24 protein-coding genes are annotated in these 16,810 nt (G+C 62.1%); 12 read left to right on the top strand and 12 right to left on the bottom strand.

Translation table 11 applies throughout. The features are described 5' to 3' along the window. Window positions 1-22: 22 nt before the first annotated feature. The 3 genes from ACFRFQ_RS06110 to ACFRFQ_RS06100 all read right to left on the bottom strand — a co-directional run bounded on the left by ACFRFQ_RS06110 (window position 23) and on the right by ACFRFQ_RS06100 (window position 2,051). Complete coding sequence (locus ACFRFQ_RS06110) at window positions 23-772, bottom strand: SDR family oxidoreductase (RefSeq protein WP_378654397.1); 750 nt, start codon at window positions 770-772, stop codon at window positions 23-25. 77 nt (window positions 773-849) lie between these two features. After that, complete coding sequence (locus ACFRFQ_RS06105) at window positions 850-1,698, bottom strand: LLM class F420-dependent oxidoreductase (protein WP_378654394.1); 849 nt, start codon at window positions 1,696-1,698, stop codon at window positions 850-852. Between the two features lie 29 nt (window positions 1,699-1,727). Then, on the bottom strand, window positions 1,728-2,051 hold the full coding sequence (locus tag ACFRFQ_RS06100; RefSeq protein WP_378654392.1) for a GYD domain-containing protein: 324 nt from the start codon (window positions 2,049-2,051) through the stop codon (window positions 1,728-1,730). A gap of 73 nt (window positions 2,052-2,124) precedes the next feature. Between ACFRFQ_RS06100 and ACFRFQ_RS06095 the strand changes: the two genes are divergently transcribed. From ACFRFQ_RS06095 to ACFRFQ_RS06080, 4 genes are all read left to right on the top strand, one after another. Next, on the top strand, window positions 2,125-2,316 hold the full coding sequence (locus ACFRFQ_RS06095; RefSeq protein WP_378654389.1) for a hypothetical protein: 192 nt from the start codon (window positions 2,125-2,127) through the stop codon (window positions 2,314-2,316). 9 nt (window positions 2,317-2,325) lie between these two features. Then, window positions 2,326-3,141, top strand: coding sequence for a DUF72 domain-containing protein (locus tag ACFRFQ_RS06090; protein ID WP_378654387.1), 816 nt, complete (start codon window positions 2,326-2,328; stop codon window positions 3,139-3,141). Window positions 3,142-3,216: 75 nt separating this feature from the next. After that, on the top strand, window positions 3,217-3,711 hold the full coding sequence (locus ACFRFQ_RS06085) for a hypothetical protein (RefSeq protein ID WP_378654385.1): 495 nt from the start codon (window positions 3,217-3,219) through the stop codon (window positions 3,709-3,711). A 33-nt stretch (window positions 3,712-3,744) separates the two neighbouring features. Continuing rightward, window positions 3,745-4,200, top strand: coding sequence for a PPOX class F420-dependent oxidoreductase (locus tag ACFRFQ_RS06080; protein WP_378654382.1), 456 nt, complete (start codon window positions 3,745-3,747; stop codon window positions 4,198-4,200). On the opposite strand, the gene ACFRFQ_RS06075 is transcribed toward ACFRFQ_RS06080, so the two are convergent. Next, window positions 4,197-4,637: a winged helix-turn-helix transcriptional regulator gene (locus ACFRFQ_RS06075; RefSeq protein ID WP_378655073.1), complete on the bottom strand. Its 441-nt coding sequence runs from the start codon at window positions 4,635-4,637 to the stop codon at window positions 4,197-4,199. The genes ACFRFQ_RS06080 and ACFRFQ_RS06075 overlap by 4 nt on opposite strands. Window positions 4,638-4,747: 110 nt before the next feature. Here ACFRFQ_RS06075 and ACFRFQ_RS06070 point away from each other — a divergent pair, with 110 nt between their 5' ends. Next, on the top strand, window positions 4,748-5,152 hold the full coding sequence (locus tag ACFRFQ_RS06070; protein WP_138870727.1) for a PaaI family thioesterase: 405 nt from the start codon (window positions 4,748-4,750) through the stop codon (window positions 5,150-5,152). Window position 5,153: 1 nt separating this feature from the next. Here the strand turns inward: ACFRFQ_RS06070 and ACFRFQ_RS06065 are convergent, their stop codons facing one another. Next, complete coding sequence (locus ACFRFQ_RS06065; RefSeq protein WP_378655070.1) at window positions 5,154-5,678, bottom strand: MarR family winged helix-turn-helix transcriptional regulator; 525 nt, start codon at window positions 5,676-5,678, stop codon at window positions 5,154-5,156. Window positions 5,679-5,743: 65 nt separating this feature from the next. On the opposite strand from ACFRFQ_RS06065, the gene ACFRFQ_RS06060 reads away from it, so the two are divergent. Genes ACFRFQ_RS06060 through ACFRFQ_RS06050 form a run of 3 tightly spaced genes read left to right on the top strand, consistent with a single transcriptional unit; the run spans window position 5,744 to window position 8,988 of the window. Next, entirely contained in the window at window positions 5,744-7,162 is a 1,419-nt protein-coding gene (locus ACFRFQ_RS06060; protein WP_378654380.1) for an FUSC family protein, read from the top strand. Window positions 7,163-7,195: 33 nt separating this feature from the next. Continuing rightward, on the top strand, window positions 7,196-8,347 hold the full coding sequence (locus ACFRFQ_RS06055; RefSeq protein WP_378654377.1) for an alpha/beta hydrolase family protein: 1,152 nt from the start codon (window positions 7,196-7,198) through the stop codon (window positions 8,345-8,347). Next, window positions 8,347-8,988 carry a vancomycin high temperature exclusion protein gene (locus ACFRFQ_RS06050; RefSeq protein ID WP_378654375.1) on the top strand — a complete coding sequence of 214 codons (642 nt, stop codon included), beginning with the start codon at window positions 8,347-8,349 and terminating at the stop codon, window positions 8,986-8,988. The genes ACFRFQ_RS06055 and ACFRFQ_RS06050 overlap by 1 nt, the downstream gene beginning before the upstream one ends. A 35-nt stretch (window positions 8,989-9,023) precedes the next feature. On the opposite strand, the gene ACFRFQ_RS06045 is transcribed toward ACFRFQ_RS06050, so the two are convergent. Both ACFRFQ_RS06045 and ACFRFQ_RS06040 read right to left on the bottom strand, forming a co-directional pair. Next, window positions 9,024-9,419: a VOC family protein gene (locus tag ACFRFQ_RS06045; RefSeq protein ID WP_378654372.1), complete on the bottom strand. Its 396-nt coding sequence runs from the start codon at window positions 9,417-9,419 to the stop codon at window positions 9,024-9,026. Continuing rightward, entirely contained in the window at window positions 9,404-9,688 is a 285-nt protein-coding gene (locus ACFRFQ_RS06040; protein WP_138873465.1) for a helix-turn-helix transcriptional regulator, read from the bottom strand. The genes ACFRFQ_RS06045 and ACFRFQ_RS06040 overlap by 16 nt, the downstream gene beginning before the upstream one ends. A 134-nt stretch (window positions 9,689-9,822) precedes the next feature. On the opposite strand from ACFRFQ_RS06040, the gene ACFRFQ_RS06035 reads away from it, so the two are divergent. Further along, window positions 9,823-10,221: a DUF2255 family protein gene (locus ACFRFQ_RS06035; protein ID WP_378654369.1), complete on the top strand. Its 399-nt coding sequence runs from the start codon at window positions 9,823-9,825 to the stop codon at window positions 10,219-10,221. A 31-nt stretch (window positions 10,222-10,252) separates the two neighbouring features. Next, on the top strand, window positions 10,253-11,269 hold the full coding sequence (locus ACFRFQ_RS06030) for a zinc-dependent alcohol dehydrogenase family protein (protein WP_378654366.1): 1,017 nt from the start codon (window positions 10,253-10,255) through the stop codon (window positions 11,267-11,269). Window positions 11,270-11,297: 28 nt separating this feature from the next. Here ACFRFQ_RS06030 and ACFRFQ_RS06025 read toward each other — a convergent pair whose 3' ends face one another. Together ACFRFQ_RS06025 and ACFRFQ_RS06020 are read right to left on the bottom strand one after the other, a co-directional pair. Beyond that, window positions 11,298-12,488, bottom strand: coding sequence for an AI-2E family transporter (locus ACFRFQ_RS06025; protein ID WP_378654362.1), 1,191 nt, complete (start codon window positions 12,486-12,488; stop codon window positions 11,298-11,300). Window positions 12,489-12,616: 128 nt separating this feature from the next. After that, on the bottom strand, window positions 12,617-13,258 hold the full coding sequence (locus ACFRFQ_RS06020; protein ID WP_378654359.1) for a TetR family transcriptional regulator: 642 nt from the start codon (window positions 13,256-13,258) through the stop codon (window positions 12,617-12,619). A gap of 178 nt (window positions 13,259-13,436) precedes the next feature. Between ACFRFQ_RS06020 and ACFRFQ_RS06015 the strand changes: the two genes are divergently transcribed. After that, window positions 13,437-14,264, top strand: coding sequence for a mycofactocin-coupled SDR family oxidoreductase (locus ACFRFQ_RS06015; protein ID WP_378654356.1), 828 nt, complete (start codon window positions 13,437-13,439; stop codon window positions 14,262-14,264). 42 nt (window positions 14,265-14,306) lie between these two features. Further along, window positions 14,307-15,122: a mycofactocin-coupled SDR family oxidoreductase gene (locus tag ACFRFQ_RS06010; protein ID WP_378654353.1), complete on the top strand. Its 816-nt coding sequence runs from the start codon at window positions 14,307-14,309 to the stop codon at window positions 15,120-15,122. Window positions 15,123-15,196: 74 nt separating this feature from the next. Here the strand turns inward: ACFRFQ_RS06010 and ACFRFQ_RS06005 are convergent, their stop codons facing one another. The 3 genes from ACFRFQ_RS06005 to ACFRFQ_RS05995 form a co-directional block, all read right to left on the bottom strand. Next, the gene (locus tag ACFRFQ_RS06005; RefSeq protein ID WP_378654350.1) at window positions 15,197-16,033 is read right to left on the bottom strand and encodes a methylamine utilization protein; all 837 of its coding nucleotides are present in this window, start codon (window positions 16,031-16,033) and stop codon (window positions 15,197-15,199) included. 90 nt (window positions 16,034-16,123) lie between these two features. Beyond that, window positions 16,124-16,447: a cupredoxin domain-containing protein gene (locus ACFRFQ_RS06000; RefSeq protein WP_378654347.1), complete on the bottom strand. Its 324-nt coding sequence runs from the start codon at window positions 16,445-16,447 to the stop codon at window positions 16,124-16,126. Continuing rightward, a complete protein-coding gene (locus ACFRFQ_RS05995; RefSeq protein WP_138870713.1) occupies window positions 16,447-16,794 on the bottom strand; it encodes a plastocyanin/azurin family copper-binding protein in 348 nt (115 codons plus the stop codon). Before ACFRFQ_RS05995 ends, ACFRFQ_RS06000 begins: the two co-directional genes overlap by 1 nt. Window positions 16,795-16,810: the final 16 nt, after the last annotated feature.

The following is a 16,810-nucleotide window of genomic DNA, read 5'->3' as shown; positions in this document are numbered from 1 at the left end:
GGGCGGATATCGATGGCGTTTGTCAGGCCTGGGAAGCTAACCACTCGTCCAGTGTGGTCGGTGCGATCCAGGCATTGGCTCCCGGTGTGGGGGTGAGTGCGGCGCTGTCGAGTTTCGCGCCGAAGTATCCGGCCTCCGGGTCGGGTGTCACCGAGCGCTTGTCTCCGGTGACGGAGAACAGGCGTCGTACCAGTTCGTCGATACCCAGCGGTTCGGGCCCGGCGATCTCGACCGTGTCATTCCGGGGTGCGCCGATCACAACCTCTGCGACGTGGGATACGACGTCCCGCGATGCGATCGGCTGAAGATGAGCCGGGGTTGCATGGACTGTGCCGTCCACGGTCCCGGCGTCGGCGATTCCGGCGATGAACTCGAAGAACTGGGTCGAGCGGACTATCGAGTAGGGGATCGGCCCGGCCTTGACCAGATCTTCCTGGGCGACCTTGGCTCGCATGTACCCGGAATCAGGCAGTCGGTCGGCACCCACGATGGACAGGATGACGTGGTGCCCGACGCCCGCCTTCTGCTCCGCCGCGAGGATATTGCTGGTCCCGTCGCGGAAGAATGCCAGGACGTCGTCGTCCGACCACGAGGGGGAATTGGTGAGATCCACGACTACGTCTGCGCCGGTCACGGCTTCGAGGAGGCCTTTGCCCGTGGTTGTATCGATACCGTCTGCTCGACCGAGTGCCTTCACATCGTGCCCGGCATCAGCGAGCTTCGACGCGATCTGACTCCCGATGAGCCCGCTACCGAAAATGACGATCTTCATGCTTGTCTCCTTTACTTGGATAAGTCGTGTCCAAGTATACTCGGATATGACTTATCCAAGTCAAGGGTGTCGACTTGTCAGTGGAATAGTTCAGGGGCCAATGCTTCGTACGTCGCAATCGGATCACCGTCAGCCGGAAGTGCCTGAATCGCAACGTGGTCGGCGCCGGCCGCGACATGTTCGCGCAACCGGTCCGCAATGGAACGGGCGGTCCCGTAGGCCACCAGGGCGTCGATGACACGGTCGTTTCCGTCGTTCGCAATTTCGTCGGGTGCGAAGCCGAGGCGTTCGAGATTGGTCGTGTAGTTACGTAGGTGCAGGTATGGGTTGGCCACGGCCGGACGGCCGATCGCTCGCGCCTTGTCCGGATCGGTCTCGAGAACAACTTTGTGTTCGGGCGCAAGAATTTTCGACGGGCCGAGAATGCTGCGAGCTTCCGCAGTGTGTTCGGGAGTCGTCAGATAGGGATGTGCTCCGGCAGCGCGATCAGCCGACAGCTTCAATACCTTGGGGCCGAGAGCGGCGAGGACACGACGAGATTCCGGAACCTGAGCCGCGTCGAGTTCGTCGAGGTACGACACCAAGGTGGCATACGGCTTCGAGTAATCGCCGGTGGCTTCGGGATGGCCGATGCCGATGCCGAGGAGGAATCGTCCGGGGTGCTTGGCTTCGAGTCGGTGGTACGACTCGGCAACTTCGGCAGCCGGTGATGACCACACGTTGACGATCCCCGTAGCCACGGTGATGTGCTCCGTCGCGTCGAGCAGCTTCTCGGCGACCTGCAGGTCCGCGTGCGGTGAACCGCCGATCCAGATGGTGCCGAACCCTAGTTTCTCGATTGCTGCCCCCAAATCCGGTTTCAATCCGGCGGCTCCTCGCCAGATTCCGTAGGTGCCCAGGTCAGGTGTCTGCGTCGCGTCAGTCATGGTGGTGGTAACCCGAGTGTGATCGCGATCTATTCCGCGCCGGGTGCACGGTAGTCGGTCGGGCGATTGACTGCTTCGTCGATTTCCTCCGGCGTGAGCAGAGTGACGGATTCTGATCGAGCCGCTCCCTCAGCTGTGGTGCGAATGCTCAGTGCCGCGGCTGCAACCGTGTCGGGAAGATTGCCGATGACAAACATGTCGTGACTGCCGAGTGCAAAGTGACAGGATTCGACTGTGCCGCCCACGCTTTCGACCATGCGGGTTATCGCGTCGCGGCGGGCGGTGCCCCCTTCCTTCTGGAGGCCGGCGGCTCCGGTCGGTGTGTACGTCACTTGCCAGAGGTATTTCGGCATGTCCGCTCCTTGTTCGGTAGGGGTATTCACCTCCGAGGGGCATACCCACAAAGTGGTAGGGGACAATCAACCCATGGTTGGTGCTCCGGTGATCGTGACGATCGTGTCTGTCTGTGTGGGTTTCGTGATCTTCATGCTCGCGGCAAGCGGCGCCCGTGGAAAGTGGGATCGTCGGCTCGTCATCGGGCTGTTTGTCGCAGCAGTGGTGTGCCTGACTGTCGTGCCGGTGTCCGTTGCACTCAGTGCCGGGGTATCGGGCGTCTAGTCTGAAGCGGTGGCAGATATCCGAGTCGGTATCTCAGGGTGGACGTATCCCGCCTGGCGTGGGGACTTCTACCCGAGTGGCCTTGCGCATCGCAAGGAATTGTCCTATGCCGCAGAGAAATTGACTTCGATCGAAATCAACGGCTCGTTCTATGCGCTTCAGAAACCGGAGAGTTTCGCGAAGTGGCGCAGTGAAACACCCGAAAATTTTGTGTTCGCCCTCAAAGGGGGTCGATACATCACGCATATGAAGCGCCTGCTCGACACGGATGCCGGTCTGGCGAACTTCTTTGCGGCGGGAGTTCTTGCACTGGGTCCGAAACTCGGACCGATCTTCTGGCAGTTGCCGCCCACTTTGCAGTTCGAGCCCGAGCGGTTGTCGAGCTTTTTCGAACAGTTACCGCGTACGACCACGGACGCTGCGGAGCTTGCAGCCCGCCACGACGAGAAGCTGACCGAAGACCGGGTATTGGCGCACGCAGAGATCGAACTCCCGATTCGCTATGCGGTGGAGGCGCGGCATGCGAGCTTTGCCGTGCCGGAAGCGGTGGAACTGATGCGCGAGCACGACATCGGGTTTGTCGTCGCCGATACCGCTGGGAGATACCCCCAGATCACTACGCCGACCAGTGATTTTGTCTACGTGCGCATGCATGGCGACAAGGAACTGTATGCAAGTGGTTACACCGACAAAGCTCTGGACAGCTGGTCCGAACGCGCTCGGGGTTGGATGAGCGACGGGCTCGACGTGTTCGTGTACTTCGACAACGACATGAAGGGTTTTGCGCCGCACAACGCGATGGCGTTCCTGGCCCGCTTCACCTGACGTCGTGCTGTCGGTGTTACCTGGCAAGCTCACATGCGAGCGCGAACCGTGCGCGCGAACCAAGGAGAACCGAACGTGAACCCCCAGCAGAGTTGGCCTACCGAGTGGCCGAAGGTTGCCCGCGACATCGCAGATGCCACGGCAGAGGCGCTGGCCGCGGTGCGAGCGGTCAACCGCGATGCGTTGACCGAGGCGGTAGAGGAACTGCGCGCGCTGTCTTTCGAGCAGGTCGCGTCGGTGCACGCGGCTATCGTTCGTGAACTTCTCGAGGACACCCACCCGGACGGACTTTCGAGCGAAGACGTGCAGGACGCGCTCACTGCCTGCGCCAAGGCCACCATCGTGTGGCTTCCCGACCTCGACGTCCAGGCCCTCGCCGCCGTGTACACCGGCGCGCTCGGAATTACAGATCTCGAAGACGACTCGTTCCGGATCGGGCACGGAGCGTACCTACGTTCAGCCGTGCTCGTGATCGGTAACTTGTCCGCGGTCGTCAAGAAACCGCTGACGGCATACATCACCACCGCGATCGGCGAAATCGCGCGCGCTCAGACCATCGAGATGCCATGAGCATCGGGACGTAAACGCACCTAGGCTGGTGGTATGTCGAAAATCGCGAGTGCAGACCGGGTTTCGCACGCCGAGTTGCTCGAATTCATCAGACCACGCCACCGTGCCACCCTCGTGACCGTCCGCAAGTCCGGTGAACTCCAGATTTCGCCAGTCACCTGTGGCGTCGACGACCAAGGCCGCATCGTCATCTCCACCTACCCGGAGCGAGCGAAAGCGGTGAATGTGCGTCGTACTCCCTCCGTGTCGCTGTGCATCCACTCCGACGAGTGGAATGGGCCGTACGTGCAGGTGAACGGAACGGCTGAGCTCATCGACCTGCCGGAATCCGTGGAGCCTCTGGTCGACTACTACCGCTCGATTGCCGGCGATCATCCAGACTGGGACGAGTACCGGCAAGCGATGCACAAACAGGGCAAGAGCCTGATCCGCGTCACCGTCGATTCATGGGGACCGATCGCAACGGGTGGGTTTCCGCCGGAGCGTTAAGGAGCAGTCGGGGAGAGGTGCACGACGGTCGCATCCCGCGCCTCGAGTGGTTCGTTGCAATGGGCACACACGACCTGCGCGTGCAACTGCTCGCCGCACCGATGCTCGACGACGGTCGGCGGCGGGCCGTCGATCGCGTAGGTGTCTCCCCATTCCATGATCGCCATCAGAATCGGGTACAGCGCTTTCCCTGATTCGGTGGCGACGTATTCGTAGCGTGGGGGATGGTCCTCGTACAAGCGTTTTGTCAGCACGTCGGCGTCGACAAGCGTGCGTAGCCGGGCGGCGAGAATATCTCGGCTGGCGCCGGTTCCCCGCGCGATTGCGTCGAAGCGTCGTTGCCCGAGGACGATTTCACGCAGGATCAGAAGCGACCATTTCTCGCCGACAAGATCCAAGGCCTTGGCGATCGAGCAGTTACGACCTTTGCGTGTCACGGTCACTCCGATCGACAGTAGGTTGCGAAACCCAACTTAGCACTTGACGGTGTGAACTCTATGCCGCACTGTGAGTTGGGAAATCCAACCGACAAGATGAGGAGCATGACGTGGCCGATGTAGATCTCGAGGCATCGAGCGCTTTCGTGAGCGCCGCAGGATTGCAACTCGACGAGGTGTCCGGCACCAAAGTTGTCGGACACATCGATCTGTCCGACGCCCATCACACGCCGTGGGGTGTGGTGCACGGTGGCGTCTACACAACGGCGGTGGAGTCTGCGGCAAGCATCGGAGCGAGTACCGCTGTTGCTGACCGCGGAGAATTTGCGGTCGGCGTTCACAACGGAACCGACTTCTTGCGGGCGCGCACCGGTGGACGCGTGGATGTCGTGGCACTTCCGATTCAGCAAGGCCGCGTTCAGCAGTTGTGGTCGGTTGTCATCACCGACCCGGAAACGGGAAAAGAAGTGGCGCGTGGACAGGTTCGGTTGCAGAACGTTCCGTTGCCGAAGTAGCTCAGTCCGGTGGCCCGGCGTCGATGTTGACCGAGATCCGCTTGAGGAGCGCGGTGAGTTGTACTTTCTCGTCCTCGGTCAGTCCGGATAACAACCGGCGGTCGCGTTCGACTCGGCGCGGAAACTCGGATTCGACCAAAGCTCTTCCGGCTTCGGTCAATTGGAGAAGTACGACGCGTCCGTCACGTTCGAAGCGTTGACGCTCTACCAGTCCGAACTTGGCCAGTCGATCGGCATGTTTGGTGGTGGCAGCGCCGCTGAACATGGTGACTGCGGTGACCTCGCTGGCGCGTAGTGGTCGATCGCTACGTGCCAGTGCGCTCATCACGTCGAATTCGGCGCGGGAGACACCGCTGGGCGCCAGGGCGCGATCAAGTTGGTGGAGGGACTGCGAACTGATGCGGGTGATCCGTCCCATCACCTCGACCGGGGAGGTGTCGATGTCAGGGTAGGCGCGATTCCATTCACGACGGACTTTGTCGATGAAGTCGTCTTCGGGACTGTTGGCCTGATCCATGGCACACATCTTAGCGATTGATTTCACAGTACTTCACAAGTAATTTACTAGTGAAATAGTTGTATGGTGGATTGGTGACGACTACTCCGACCCTCTCCGCGACCCCCAGCCGACTCCGCCATTCGAGCGGAGCAATTGCGCATTCGGTGTCAGCGCAGACGTGGCGAGCGGCTTTCCGGCTCGGTTCCGCCGACGCTGGAATTGCCCCGGCGATACGAGTCGGCTTGGCAACGGCGGTAGTCCTGATTTTGGGCGGTGTGCTCGGGCACGAAGAGTTGGCGGGATTTGCGGCGCTGGGCGCGCTGAGTGCGGCTTTCGGGCGATACGAGCCATACCCCCGGTTGGCGGGCAAACTCGCGATGGTGGGCGCAGCGCTGATTGTGTTCATCGCATTCGGTGCGGCAATGGGAGTGCTCGGTGTGCCGGTCTGGGCGCAGATCGGTGTTCTCTCGCTGGCGGCCGGCGCGGCGTACTGCTTCATCTCCGGTTTCCGCATTACTGGCCCCGGGCCCGTGATTCTTGTCTTCGCCGCGACGGGTGCGGCCGGCTTTGCCACGAGTGTTTCGGATCTGGTTCGGCTGGTCATCGCAGGAACGGTCGGTGTCCTGATCGGATGGGCCGCGGCGATGCTTCCCGCGCTTGCGTTGCCGATGGGTCCCGCCCGACTGGCTGTTGCCCGGGCACTGGCGAACGTCGGGAGGCTAGAGGCCGGTGGTGATTCTGCAGTCACCGCAGCGCAGGCGTCGATTGCGCATGCGCGCACGGTTATCGCGTCGAGTAGCCGGATCAAGTCGACGATGGGTCATGGACGCGAACTGATGGCGGTGCTCGGCGAAGCGGATGCTGCAGTGCGATTGTGGAGCGAGCAGGGCGATCCGTCGCTGATTCGCGATATTGCCTTGCATGAGGGTGAGCTTCGTAAGATGAAGCGCTCCAGCATGATCGAGCACTCGCTGGAACCTGCATCGGAATTGCCCGCGCCGGAGAACTACGTCGTCACAGGTCTGCGGCACCTGTACTCGCGCGCTGTCGTGATGAATGCCGTTCGTATTGTCGTGGCGTCGGCGCTAGCCGGATGGGTCGCCGCAGCCGCCGGGCTCGAGCATCCGCTGTGGGCGTCGATGGGTGCGATGGCGGCCATGCAGGGACTGAACTACAAGCAGACCGTTCAACGCGGAATCCAACGGCTTGTCGGCAACGTCGGCGGAGCGGTCATCGCTGCCGCTCTGATCGCCCTGACACTCGGCTATTGGCAGGCTGTTGTTGCCGTGGTGATCTTGCAGACCGCGGCCGAGCTGTTTGTCGTCAAGAACTACGCGTTGACGTCTGTTGCCGTGACGCCGATGGCCTTGGTGCTCATCGGTCTCAGCGCCCCTATCGAGACCAGCGCGGCGCTCGCTCGGGTTGCCGACACTCTCATCGGTGTGGTGATCGGCGTAGTCGTCGCAGCCGTGACAATCAGCCGCGCCGATCGGAACCACGTCCTACGATGACTCCAGTGCATCGGAGTGAGGGGTTGTGGGGACGTGAATTTCCAGTCGAAGTCGATTATTGCGGCGCTGTGTGCTGCGGCGATCAGTTCGGTGGCCTTAGCGCCTATCGCGTCGGCGGAGGCGCCCGGCGTCTCGGTTGCAACCGGAACTGTTGTCTCGAGCGAACCCCTACCGCGGGATCTCTGGATTCCAGGGACTGCCGACGCTACTCGATTCACGTACTGGACCATCGGTTCCGACGGGAGCCCTGCTCTCAGTAGCGGCGCGTACTACGTGCCGCCTGGGCCTGCCCCGGAAGGCGGCTGGCCCGTCATCGCGTGGGCGCACGGAACCACCGGCCTCGACGACTCCTGTGCGCCCTCCCTGGTGGGGCCCGGCCTCCCGGAACGTGACTACCCGTATCTGGGTCGCTGGCTTGCCGAAGGCTACGCCGTGGTCGCAACCGATTACGTCGGACTGGGAACACCGGGACTCATGCCGTACCTCGACGGAAAAGTGGAGGCGCACAGCGTCGTCGACTCTGTGAAAGCCGCTCGCGCCCTCGATTCTTCGATCTCGAATCGCTGGGCAGTGGTCGGACAGTCGCAAGGCGGCGGCGCGGCAATCACCACGGCGCGGTACGCAACCGAATACGGTGGGGATTCTCTCGACTACCGCGGTGGTGTGGGGACGGGTGTACCGGCCAACATCGAACTGGTCTTCCTGCCGGCCGGTCCCGGATTTCCGCCCATCGCACTTGGCGGAGGCTTGACGTCGTACGCCCTCTACATTCTGGCGGGTCTGCGCGAAGCGCACCCGGAAATCGACGTGAACTCGTACCTGACCCCGCTGGGGCGCGAGCAGGTCGATCTGGCCGAAAAGCTGTGCGCCGCAGACTTGGAAGAAGCATCGAAGAAGCTGGTGCTCGGCGATGTGTTGTCGCGCCCGCTCAACGAAATTCCGAACTTCTACGGTCTCCTGAACGATTACATGGGTGTACCGACCAGCGGTTACGACCGGCCCATCTTCATCGGTCAAGGCTTACTGGACGTGGATGTTCCTGCCCCGTCGGCACTTTCGCTTGTTGCGGCGCTGGTCGCGAATGGTGAACCCGTGACCTTCAAGACCTACAACAGCGACCACAGTGGCGCGTTGATCGAATCGCAGGCCGACACAATTCCGTTTGTCGCGAACCTCTTCCGCTAGTGAAGCGATGGATTGCGGGTCTCGTTGCACTCGGCGTGGTTGCCTATGTGGGGTCCGTCATCTGGATATCCGTCGACGCGTCGGGGCACACCTTCGACGTCGCGGACGCGCCCGAGGCTCCGGTGGTGATCGTTCTGGGTGCTCAGATCAAGGACGGCAAGCCGATGGCGTTCCTGAAAGGACGCCTCGATGCGGCCGTTCAATTGGTCGAGGACGGCAAAGCGAACGCAGTGCTGGTGTCGGGGGATGCGAGTGGGGCTTCGGGTGACGAGATCGCTGCGATGACAAATTACCTGGTGGAGCAGGGGGTCGATGAGCGTCGTATCGTCGGGGATCCGTACGGCCTGGACACGTATGACACCTGCTCCAGGGCAATACATACGTATGGTGTGTCGAAGGCGTTGATCGTCACCCAGGGCTACCACGTGCCCCGCGCCGTCGCGTTGTGCCGTGACGCCGGGATCGATGCGGACGGGGTGAACAGTGATTGCGGTTGCTCCACGCCGACGTTGATCAAAAATGCTGCCCGAGAATGGATTCTCGCCAAGCCCAAAGCGGCAATCGACATGCTGTCCGGTCGCGATGCGAAGGTCACGAGCCCGCCGGAGGATTCGGTCAAATCTGCTGTGCGCCTTTATTAACCGCGGGCGGTTGATAAAGGCGCACAGCAAAAGCGTCACTGAGCAGGCTTCTCCGCGATGATCTGGATGAGGTTGCCGCATGTGTCGTCGAAGACGGCCACGACGGCAGTACCGATATCTGTCGGCGGCTGTGTGAACACCACACCCTTCTCGGTGAGACGGGCGTGCTCGGCTTCGACATCCTCGACGGCGAACTGGGCGAGTGGGATGCCCTCCTCGGCAAGTGCATCGCGATACGGTTTCACGGCCGGGTGCTTCGCGGGCTCGAGTAGGAGTTGCGGTCCGTCGGGAGCCTCCGGTGAGATGACCGTGAGCCACGCGTCTTCGCCCAGCGGGATGTCGTGATGCTTCGTGAAGCCGAGCACGTCGGTGTAGAAGGCGAGTGCTGCTCGCTGATCGTCGACGAAGAGGCTTGTCAGTTTGATTTGCATTGTGTTCCTGTCTCGACGGGCCATCGCCGGGTGATTTCGGCGAGTGGCTCGGGATTGAAGTAGTGAAATTTGGAACGTCCGCGCCGCTCCGTCACGACTAGTCCAGCCGACTCGAGTACACCGAGGTGCTGAGAGATGGCCTGACGCGTGAAGCCAAGACCGTGCCGCATCGTGAGCAGTGAACAGATCTCGAACAGGGTCTGGCCGTCATGTGCCGCGAGTTCGTCGAGGATGATGCGCCTCGTCTCGTCGTCGAGAGCACGGTAGATGGTGACCACGGCACCACTATAGGCAAGCGTGGGCTTGCGTATCAAGGGTGTGTTGAGTGCCCAAGGGAGCACTGGCATTACCGGTAATCTCCGGCCCTCGCGTTCCTGGCGGATGTGGGGTTGGCTGAAGGAACATGTCGTCGACGCAAGGGGTGCATGCCATGGCCGGCTGGAGCGAAGAACAGGTAGCGGCGATCACGAATCCTCAGGAGGTACAGGTCGTGACCGGGCGGGCAGACGGTTCGCTGAGAAAGCCGACAATCATCTGGATCGTCGGCGACGGTGATCGGATCTTCATCCGATCCACCAACGGCCGGCCGGCAGCCTGGTTCACGAGTGCGATCACGACAGGAACCGGGCAGATCATCGCCGATGGCACGGCGTACGACGTGAAATTCGTCGAAGCCGGCGACGCAGACCTTCCGACGGTCGACAGTGCCTACCGGACGAAGTACCGGCAGTACCCCAGCATCGTCGACCACCTGGTCGAAAGTGGTCCGCGTTCAGCCACTCTCGAAGTTTTCCCCGCCTGATACGCGACGAGCAGCAGCGAAGGAGTTTTTCATGCGAGGCACAATCATTTACGCTCCCAATGACATCCGATTCGAGGATCGCCCTGATCCGGTGATTCTCGAGCCCACCGACGCGATAGTCCGCACAGTGGCAGCGTGCGTGTGCGGTTCGGATCTGTGGCGATACCGCGGCATTGCGGAGGTCGCCAAGCCGACGCCCATCGGTCACGAATACGTCGGCATCGTCGAAGCGGTGGGAAGTGACGTCACCACCGTGAAGCCGGGACAGTTTGTGGTGGGCGGATTCTTGACCAGTGACAACACCTGCGCGCTCTGCAAGGTCGGTGCCCACGCGAATTGCCTCCACGGCACCGGATACGACGGCTGTCAAGCAGAACTGATCCGCGTCCAGAACGCCGACGGGACACTCGTCGCCACACCCGAACTGCCGGACGAGGCGATGATCCCGAACATTCTGGCGCTCTCCGACGTCATGTGCACCGGCTGGCATGCGGCGGTCAGCGCAGGCGTCAAGCCGGGAAGTACGGTCGTGGTTGTGGGTGATGGCGCGGTGGGCCTGTCCGGTGTTCTTGCGGCAGCAGAGTTGGGTGCGGAGCGCATCATTGCAATGAGCCGTCATGAGGATCGGCAGCGTCTCGCACTGGAATTCGGTGCCACGGAAATCGTTGCGGAACGCGGCGACGCAGGCGTCGAGCGGGTCAAGGAACTCACCTCCGGAATCGGAGCCGATTCGGTGCTCGAGTGCGTCGGTACTCACGATTCCGTCGAGCAGGCCCTGCGGTCCGCTCGCCCCGGTGGCATGGTCGGTTGGGTCGGTGTTCCGCATGTCACGGATCTTCCTCAGCGGCACATGTTTTGGAAGAACGTCGGCTTGCGCGGTGGACCGGCACCGGTGCGGGCCTACCTCGACCATCTCCTCGATCGTGTCTGGAACGGGCATATCCAGCCGGGCAAGGTCTTTGATCTGACGATTCCGCTCGATCAGGTCGCCGAGGCGTATGCAGCGATGGACGAGCGACGCTCCATCAAGGCCATGCTCATTCCGTGAGGTCGCGGGTTCGACTGCGCTCCAGCAGTTATCGACGGTCGAGCTGTGGGAAGAGTATTTCGCGCGCGAGGAGCAGTATCGCGGCGGCGATCGGGATGGCGAGTAGTGCACCGACAATTCCGAGTAGCGCCCCACCGAGCAGGACTGCGACGACCGTGACGAGGGGTGGTACCTGGACGGTGCGGCCGATGATGCGTGGCACGAGCAGGTAGTCCTCGATAAGCCTGAGCGCGATGAAGAAGACGACGGTGGCGAGTGAAACAGGTAGGGACACAGTCAAAGCCACCAAGGCAACGACGATGCCGGCAAGTGTCGATCCGATAATCGGAATCAGGTCCAGTACTGCGACCAATACCGCGAGCAGTAGTGGGTATGGCACGCCGAAGGCGATCAGCCAGATGAAGGTGAGGACGGCGGTGATGAGCGAGATCAGGAGGTTACCCAGCACGTATCCGCCGACCTTGGCAAAAATCTCGTCGCCGATCAGAATCGTCCGGGGGCGGCGGGAGTGGGGTGCGAGTCGGTAGAGCGAGGCGCGGATCCGGGGGAAGTTGGCGAGGAAATAGGCGGTGAGGACGACCACGATAACGGCGCCACTGATCGCGCTGAACACGACCTTGCCGGCACCGACGATCCCACCGAGGACGCTCGGAACGTTCTCGCTGCCGATTGTCTCTTGGAGCTTGTCCTGGAGGTGGAATCGACTGTTGAGCTGGTCGATGGTGGGGTAGCGCTGTTGGAGGTGGTGCAGGTAATCGGGGGCGTTGTCGACGAGTGCGGTGCCTTGGGTGACCAGTGGGGGGATCGCGGCCGCGAGAAATCCGGCGAGCAAGCCGAAAGCCACGAGGAAGACCACGGTCACAGCCGCCCAGCGGGGAATTCGGCGGTGGACCAACCAGGACACCGCGGGTTCGAGGCCGACCGCGAGGAATGCGGCGATGACGATGAGGATGAGAACTCCTCTGGCGGCGATCAGTGCCTCTATTCCGCCGTAGGTCACCGCGACACCTGCTGCTGCGGTCAGGCCAATTACGAACGGGGACTTGCGGTTGAACCGGGGGCCGGGTTCACCAAGCGGGTGAGCAGGTGAGCTGATCCGTGCTGCGTCCTCTTCGGCGGCGACGATGGGCTGGCCCTCGGCTTCGGTGTGGGGTTGACCGACTGCGTCGTCGTGGGCAGGTTCCGCCTCGCCGAACGCGGGGTTTTCGGGTTCAGGCATCGGAACCTCCAGCATGTCGAGGTGCGCCCGGCGGAATGGCCATCCGTTTTGCTGCGCAGTCCGTAAGGGATTACCTCAGCTGGTGGTAACCCAAGCCGGAAGTTTTGATGACAGCTTCCGTATTCCTTTCACCCCCGCCGATCGGAGCGATCGTCGGCGAGCATCTCGGTATCGGCGGGCAGGGGTGGGAGCAGTAGGAGGAGCGACTGCTCGAGGTGGTCGGCGAGGTGGGTGTCGGCGTGCGCGACCCAGTACTCGTGTGCCGATTGTGTGGCGGCGAGTACGGCGTGTCCCACTGCAATGGCAAAGAATCCGTCGGCGGTACGAGCGCTCACGAATTCCGTGGCAGCGGCCCGCCACCGGGTGTGACGTTGCGATGCCTGCGCTTGCACGGCGGGTTCCCTGAGGACTAGCTGGGCCCGGTGTCTGGCCCATTCGATCTGGTCATCGGGAAAGGCCATTGCCGTGACCACGGCGCGCACCATAACGGCTTCGTACGGTTCGGTCGCTGCGCTGTCGGCGAGCGCTTGTCGTAGTCGACTGATCTCGGCATCCGATTCGACCCACAGGACGTCGGCTTTGGTCGGGAAGTACCGGAAGAAGGTTCGAGTGCTGATTCCCGCTTCTTGCGCGATGTCTTCGACATTGGTCCGGTCGAAGCCGCGCTCGACGAACAGTCGCTGGGCGACGGCGGCGAGGTGATGCGCAGTCGTCGCTGCGGGCCGTCCTCCGCGGTCGATTCGGTTATCGGTACTGATCACGCGGTCCATCGTTCCAGGTTGGTTCGGGCGCGGCTTCGGCATTGGCAGGTTGCCCGTAACGATCGGATATCGCGTCGGTGGGAGTTTTCTCGAAAACGGCATGTTTTGTCATTGAGTGACATAACCTGCGTGGTACGAGGCGGTGCCGCGCAAGGTCGGCGCTGCAGGTGCCGAAAGGTTTTCTTTCATGGGGCAATTCGATGGTCAGGTTGCATTCGTCACCGGTGCTGCTCGGGGCCAGGGACGCAGCCATGCACTACGGCTCGCGCAAGAAGGTGCCGACATCATCGCGATCGACGTCTGTCGTCAGGTCGACACCGTGCCGTACCCGACCGCCACTGCGGACGACCTCGCGGAGACCGAGCGTGAGGTCAAAGCCCTCGGTCGGCGCATTGTCGCCCGCGAAGTCGACGTGCGGGATCTGGGTGGTCTGAAAGCAGCAGTCGATGCTGGTGTCGACGAGCTCGGTCGGCTCGATATCGTGCTTGCCAATGCCGGTATCTCGGTGCCGGCTCCGACGCTCGAGATGTCCGAAGAGACCTGGTCGACGATGATCGACGTCAATCTCACCGGAGTGTGGAAGACCTGCGTTGCTTCCGTGCCGCACATCATCGCGGGTGGTCGCGGCGGTTCTGTCGTGATCACGAGCTCGCTCGCGGCTCTGAAGGCAAACGCGAATACCGCACACTACTCGGCAGCCAAGGCGGGTCTGGTCGGCTTCATGAAGGTGCTCGCCAAAGAACTTGCGCCGCAGAATATCCGCGTGAACACGATACATCCGACAACCGTCGCCACCGACATGATCCTCAACGACGCCACGTACCAACTCTTCCGGCCGGACCTCACCCAGCCGACACGGGCCGACTTCGAGGAAGCTGCCTTGACGCTCAATACTCTGCCGGTGCCAGCGCTCGAATCGTCCGACATCACCGAAGCCGTGCTCTACCTCGTCGGAGACAGCGGACGCTATGTCACGGGAACCACGCACACCGTCGACGCGGGCGGTCAGCTCTAACCGACGGCACAAGTCCACAACTCTGGAAAGGAAAGATTCATCATGACAGGTCGTGTCGAAGGCAAGGTTGCACTCGTCACCGGAGCCGCTCGAGGTCAGGGCCGTGCGCATGCGCTGCGACTCGCCGAGGAGGGCGCCGATATTATCGCTGTCGACATCGCCGGGCCCATACCCGGCCTTCAGTACCCCCATGCGACCGTCGACGACCTCGCTGAGACTGTCCGTCTGGTCGAGAAGACCGGGCGCAGTATCGAATCGGCGGCTGTCGATATCCGAGACGCGCCGGCGCTCGGTGCAGCCATTGACCGGGGTGTCGACCGTTTCGGGCATCTCGACATCGTTGTCGGTAATGCCGGCGTCTGTTACATCGCGCCATGGGATCAGGTCACCCCTGAGATATGGGAAGAGACCATCAGCACGAATCTCACCGGTACATGGAATACGATTCGTCTTGCGACTCCCCACCTTATTGCGAACGGTGGCGGGTCGATCATTCTGACCAGTTCGGTTGCGGGACTGAAAGGACTGCCGTTTCTGCTGCCCTATGTGGCCAGTAAGCATGCATTGACCGGCATGACCGAAGCCCTTGCGCATGAGTTGGCCCAGCACAAGATTCGTGTCAACAGTCTTCACCCGGGCGGCGTGGAAACCGCGATGGGAGATGCGAGTGCGCAGGCACACTTCGGTCCGGCGATCGAGGGCAACCCTTCGGTCGGTGGCATGCTCATCACGTCGACGCAGGATTCCCTGACGCAGCCGGCAGATCAGGCCAATGCGGTGCTGTTCCTGGCCTCCGACGAGGCTTCCTTTGTCACGGCCCAGCACCTTGCGGTCGATGCGGGCGCATCGACCTACTGAATACGAACGGAACTACGCACAGTAGTGTGGCCGGCGAGCAAATGCTCACCGGCCACACTGCTTTCGACGGAAACTCAGATCAACGCGACAGCAGCAAAGGCTCCCAGTGCGATCAGCGCAGCGCCCGTGATGCTCTGCACCCGCCGGTCCACGACGCACATGACCGAGAGGAAACCGGGCATCGAGCCACCGCGCTTGGTGTGCACGATTGCCGCGAGGCTTGGCATGCAGCGGCCGAGGGAAACGACGGTGAACAGTGCAGCGCCGAGAACCGGTGAACTCGAGGCGATGACGCCGAGTGTCAAGAGGTAGTACGCGCTCGAGCGGATGAAGATCAGGAATCCGGGCCCGATGATCGCACCGAAGATCAGTGAGACCTTCCACGGCGCCATGGTGCGGCGCAGATGGCGCGGAAGCTGTTGGCGCCGCATCGGAGTCGGCATCGTGAGAACACCCAGCTCGTGCAGGCCATATGCGAGTGCCACAACGGCCCAGGCGCCCAACGCCCAGCCGATCGGGATGTAACCCGACACCGCCGCGCCGAGAGCGCCGATCAGGGCGCCGGTGACGGCTCCCGTAGTGACGGAACCCAGGGCGTGCCAACCGAGTCGGCGAACCGGACTCGAAGATCCCTTGCGGTCAGGCTGCTTCGGTGCGGCAACAACTCCGGCAACCGACATTCCGCACGTCGACCAGTTGGCAGCCAGTGAGGTAACCAGTCCGGCTCCGACAACCGCAGTGGTCAAAGCTGTTGTAGCAGAGGGCGCCGCCACGAGTGCGATGCCGGCGCCCGCTGCAGCACCCGCCGCGATCAGGCTGGCGCGAGTAGCAGTGCCGACCGAGCGTTGAAGGGTCGGCCGAATGTCAGGGACATCGGTCTGGAGTGGGCCGTGAGAGAGAACGGTAGTCATCAGATCCTCCGAATTGTATGTAGTTCACGAAAAGTGATGGGCCAGAAGTCACAACACAGAAGTCACAACCCAGAAGTCGCAACCCAAAAGTCACAACACTGTGATGACTCCGATCATGTACGGGTGCACGGAGCACGAGTACTCGTAGACGCCGGCGCTCTCGAACGTGTGCCGGAAGGTGCCGTCTCCGGTGATGCCACTGTCGAACAGTCCGGGTGATTCCACGTGATGCAGAAGTCCGCCGTCGTCGAAACGCCACTCGACGGTGCCGCCGTGTTCAACGGTGACGTCCATCGGACTGAACTGAACATTGCTGATCTCGACCACGACGTCGGGGGCGGGATCTTCTGTGCCGCAAGCAGGAACGCACGTTGCTGCGACGGCAAGGCCGAAGCCGGCGATCCACCTCCTCACTATTGGACGATCACGGTGCCGACCATCATCGGATGGGGCGTGCAGTGGTAGGTGAAGGTACCGGCGTCGTCGAACGTGAACGAGAAGGTTCCCTCGGTGAGTAACTCGCTCTTCAGTTTCCCTTCGAGTTCACCGTTACCGACTACGTCGTGGGGGAGTCCGCTGTCGTCGAACTTCCACTCGACGGTCTGGCCCTTCTCGATAGTGACCGATGCCGGTGTGTAAGCCATGTTCTTCACCTCGATCACGACGGCAGGTTCGTCCGACGTCGAACTGTCGCTGCTGCTGCAGGCGGTGAGACTCAAAGCCGCACAGGCGGCGAGGAAAGCCGGAACGAGCTTCTTCATGAGAGTTCCTCTCGAT

The sequence above is a fragment of the Rhodococcus sp. NPDC056743 genome (assembly GCF_042790355.1).
Taxonomy (GTDB): Bacteria; Actinomycetota; Actinomycetes; order Mycobacteriales; family Mycobacteriaceae; genus Rhodococcus_F.
This window is presented reverse-complemented; position numbering and strand designations above follow the sequence as displayed.

Excerpts from the sequence above, each read along its gene's own strand:
- ACFRFQ_RS06100 (WP_378654392.1), bottom strand. The coding sequence starts at position 2,051 with ATGCCGAAATACCTCTGGCAAGTGACGTACACACCGACCGGAGCCGCC.
- ACFRFQ_RS06095 (WP_378654389.1), top strand. The coding sequence starts at position 2,125 with ATGGTTGGTGCTCCGGTGATCGTGACGATCGTGTCTGTCTGTGTGGGT.
- ACFRFQ_RS06110 (WP_378654397.1), bottom strand. The coding sequence starts at position 772 with ATGAAGATCGTCATTTTCGGTAGCGGGCTCATCGGGAGTCAGATCGCG.
- ACFRFQ_RS06015 (WP_378654356.1), top strand. The coding sequence starts at position 13,437 with ATGGGGCAATTCGATGGTCAGGTTGCATTCGTCACCGGTGCTGCTCGG.
- ACFRFQ_RS06025 (WP_378654362.1), bottom strand. The coding sequence starts at position 12,488 with ATGCCTGAACCCGAAAACCCCGCGTTCGGCGAGGCGGAACCTGCCCAC.
- ACFRFQ_RS06030 (WP_378654366.1), top strand. The coding sequence starts at position 10,253 with ATGCGAGGCACAATCATTTACGCTCCCAATGACATCCGATTCGAGGAT.
- ACFRFQ_RS06010 (WP_378654353.1), top strand. The coding sequence starts at position 14,307 with ATGACAGGTCGTGTCGAAGGCAAGGTTGCACTCGTCACCGGAGCCGCT.
- ACFRFQ_RS05995 (WP_138870713.1), bottom strand. The coding sequence starts at position 16,794 with ATGAAGAAGCTCGTTCCGGCTTTCCTCGCCGCCTGTGCGGCTTTGAGT.
- ACFRFQ_RS06045 (WP_378654372.1), bottom strand. The coding sequence starts at position 9,419 with ATGCAAATCAAACTGACAAGCCTCTTCGTCGACGATCAGCGAGCAGCA.
- ACFRFQ_RS06035 (WP_378654369.1), top strand. The coding sequence starts at position 9,823 with ATGTCGTCGACGCAAGGGGTGCATGCCATGGCCGGCTGGAGCGAAGAA.
- ACFRFQ_RS06065 (WP_378655070.1), bottom strand. The coding sequence starts at position 5,678 with ATGTGTGCCATGGATCAGGCCAACAGTCCCGAAGACGACTTCATCGAC.
- ACFRFQ_RS06020 (WP_378654359.1), bottom strand. The coding sequence starts at position 13,258 with ATGGACCGCGTGATCAGTACCGATAACCGAATCGACCGCGGAGGACGG.
- ACFRFQ_RS06105 (WP_378654394.1), bottom strand. The coding sequence starts at position 1,698 with ATGACTGACGCGACGCAGACACCTGACCTGGGCACCTACGGAATCTGG.
- ACFRFQ_RS06080 (WP_378654382.1), top strand. The coding sequence starts at position 3,745 with ATGTCGAAAATCGCGAGTGCAGACCGGGTTTCGCACGCCGAGTTGCTC.
- ACFRFQ_RS06005 (WP_378654350.1), bottom strand. The coding sequence starts at position 16,033 with ATGACTACCGTTCTCTCTCACGGCCCACTCCAGACCGATGTCCCTGAC.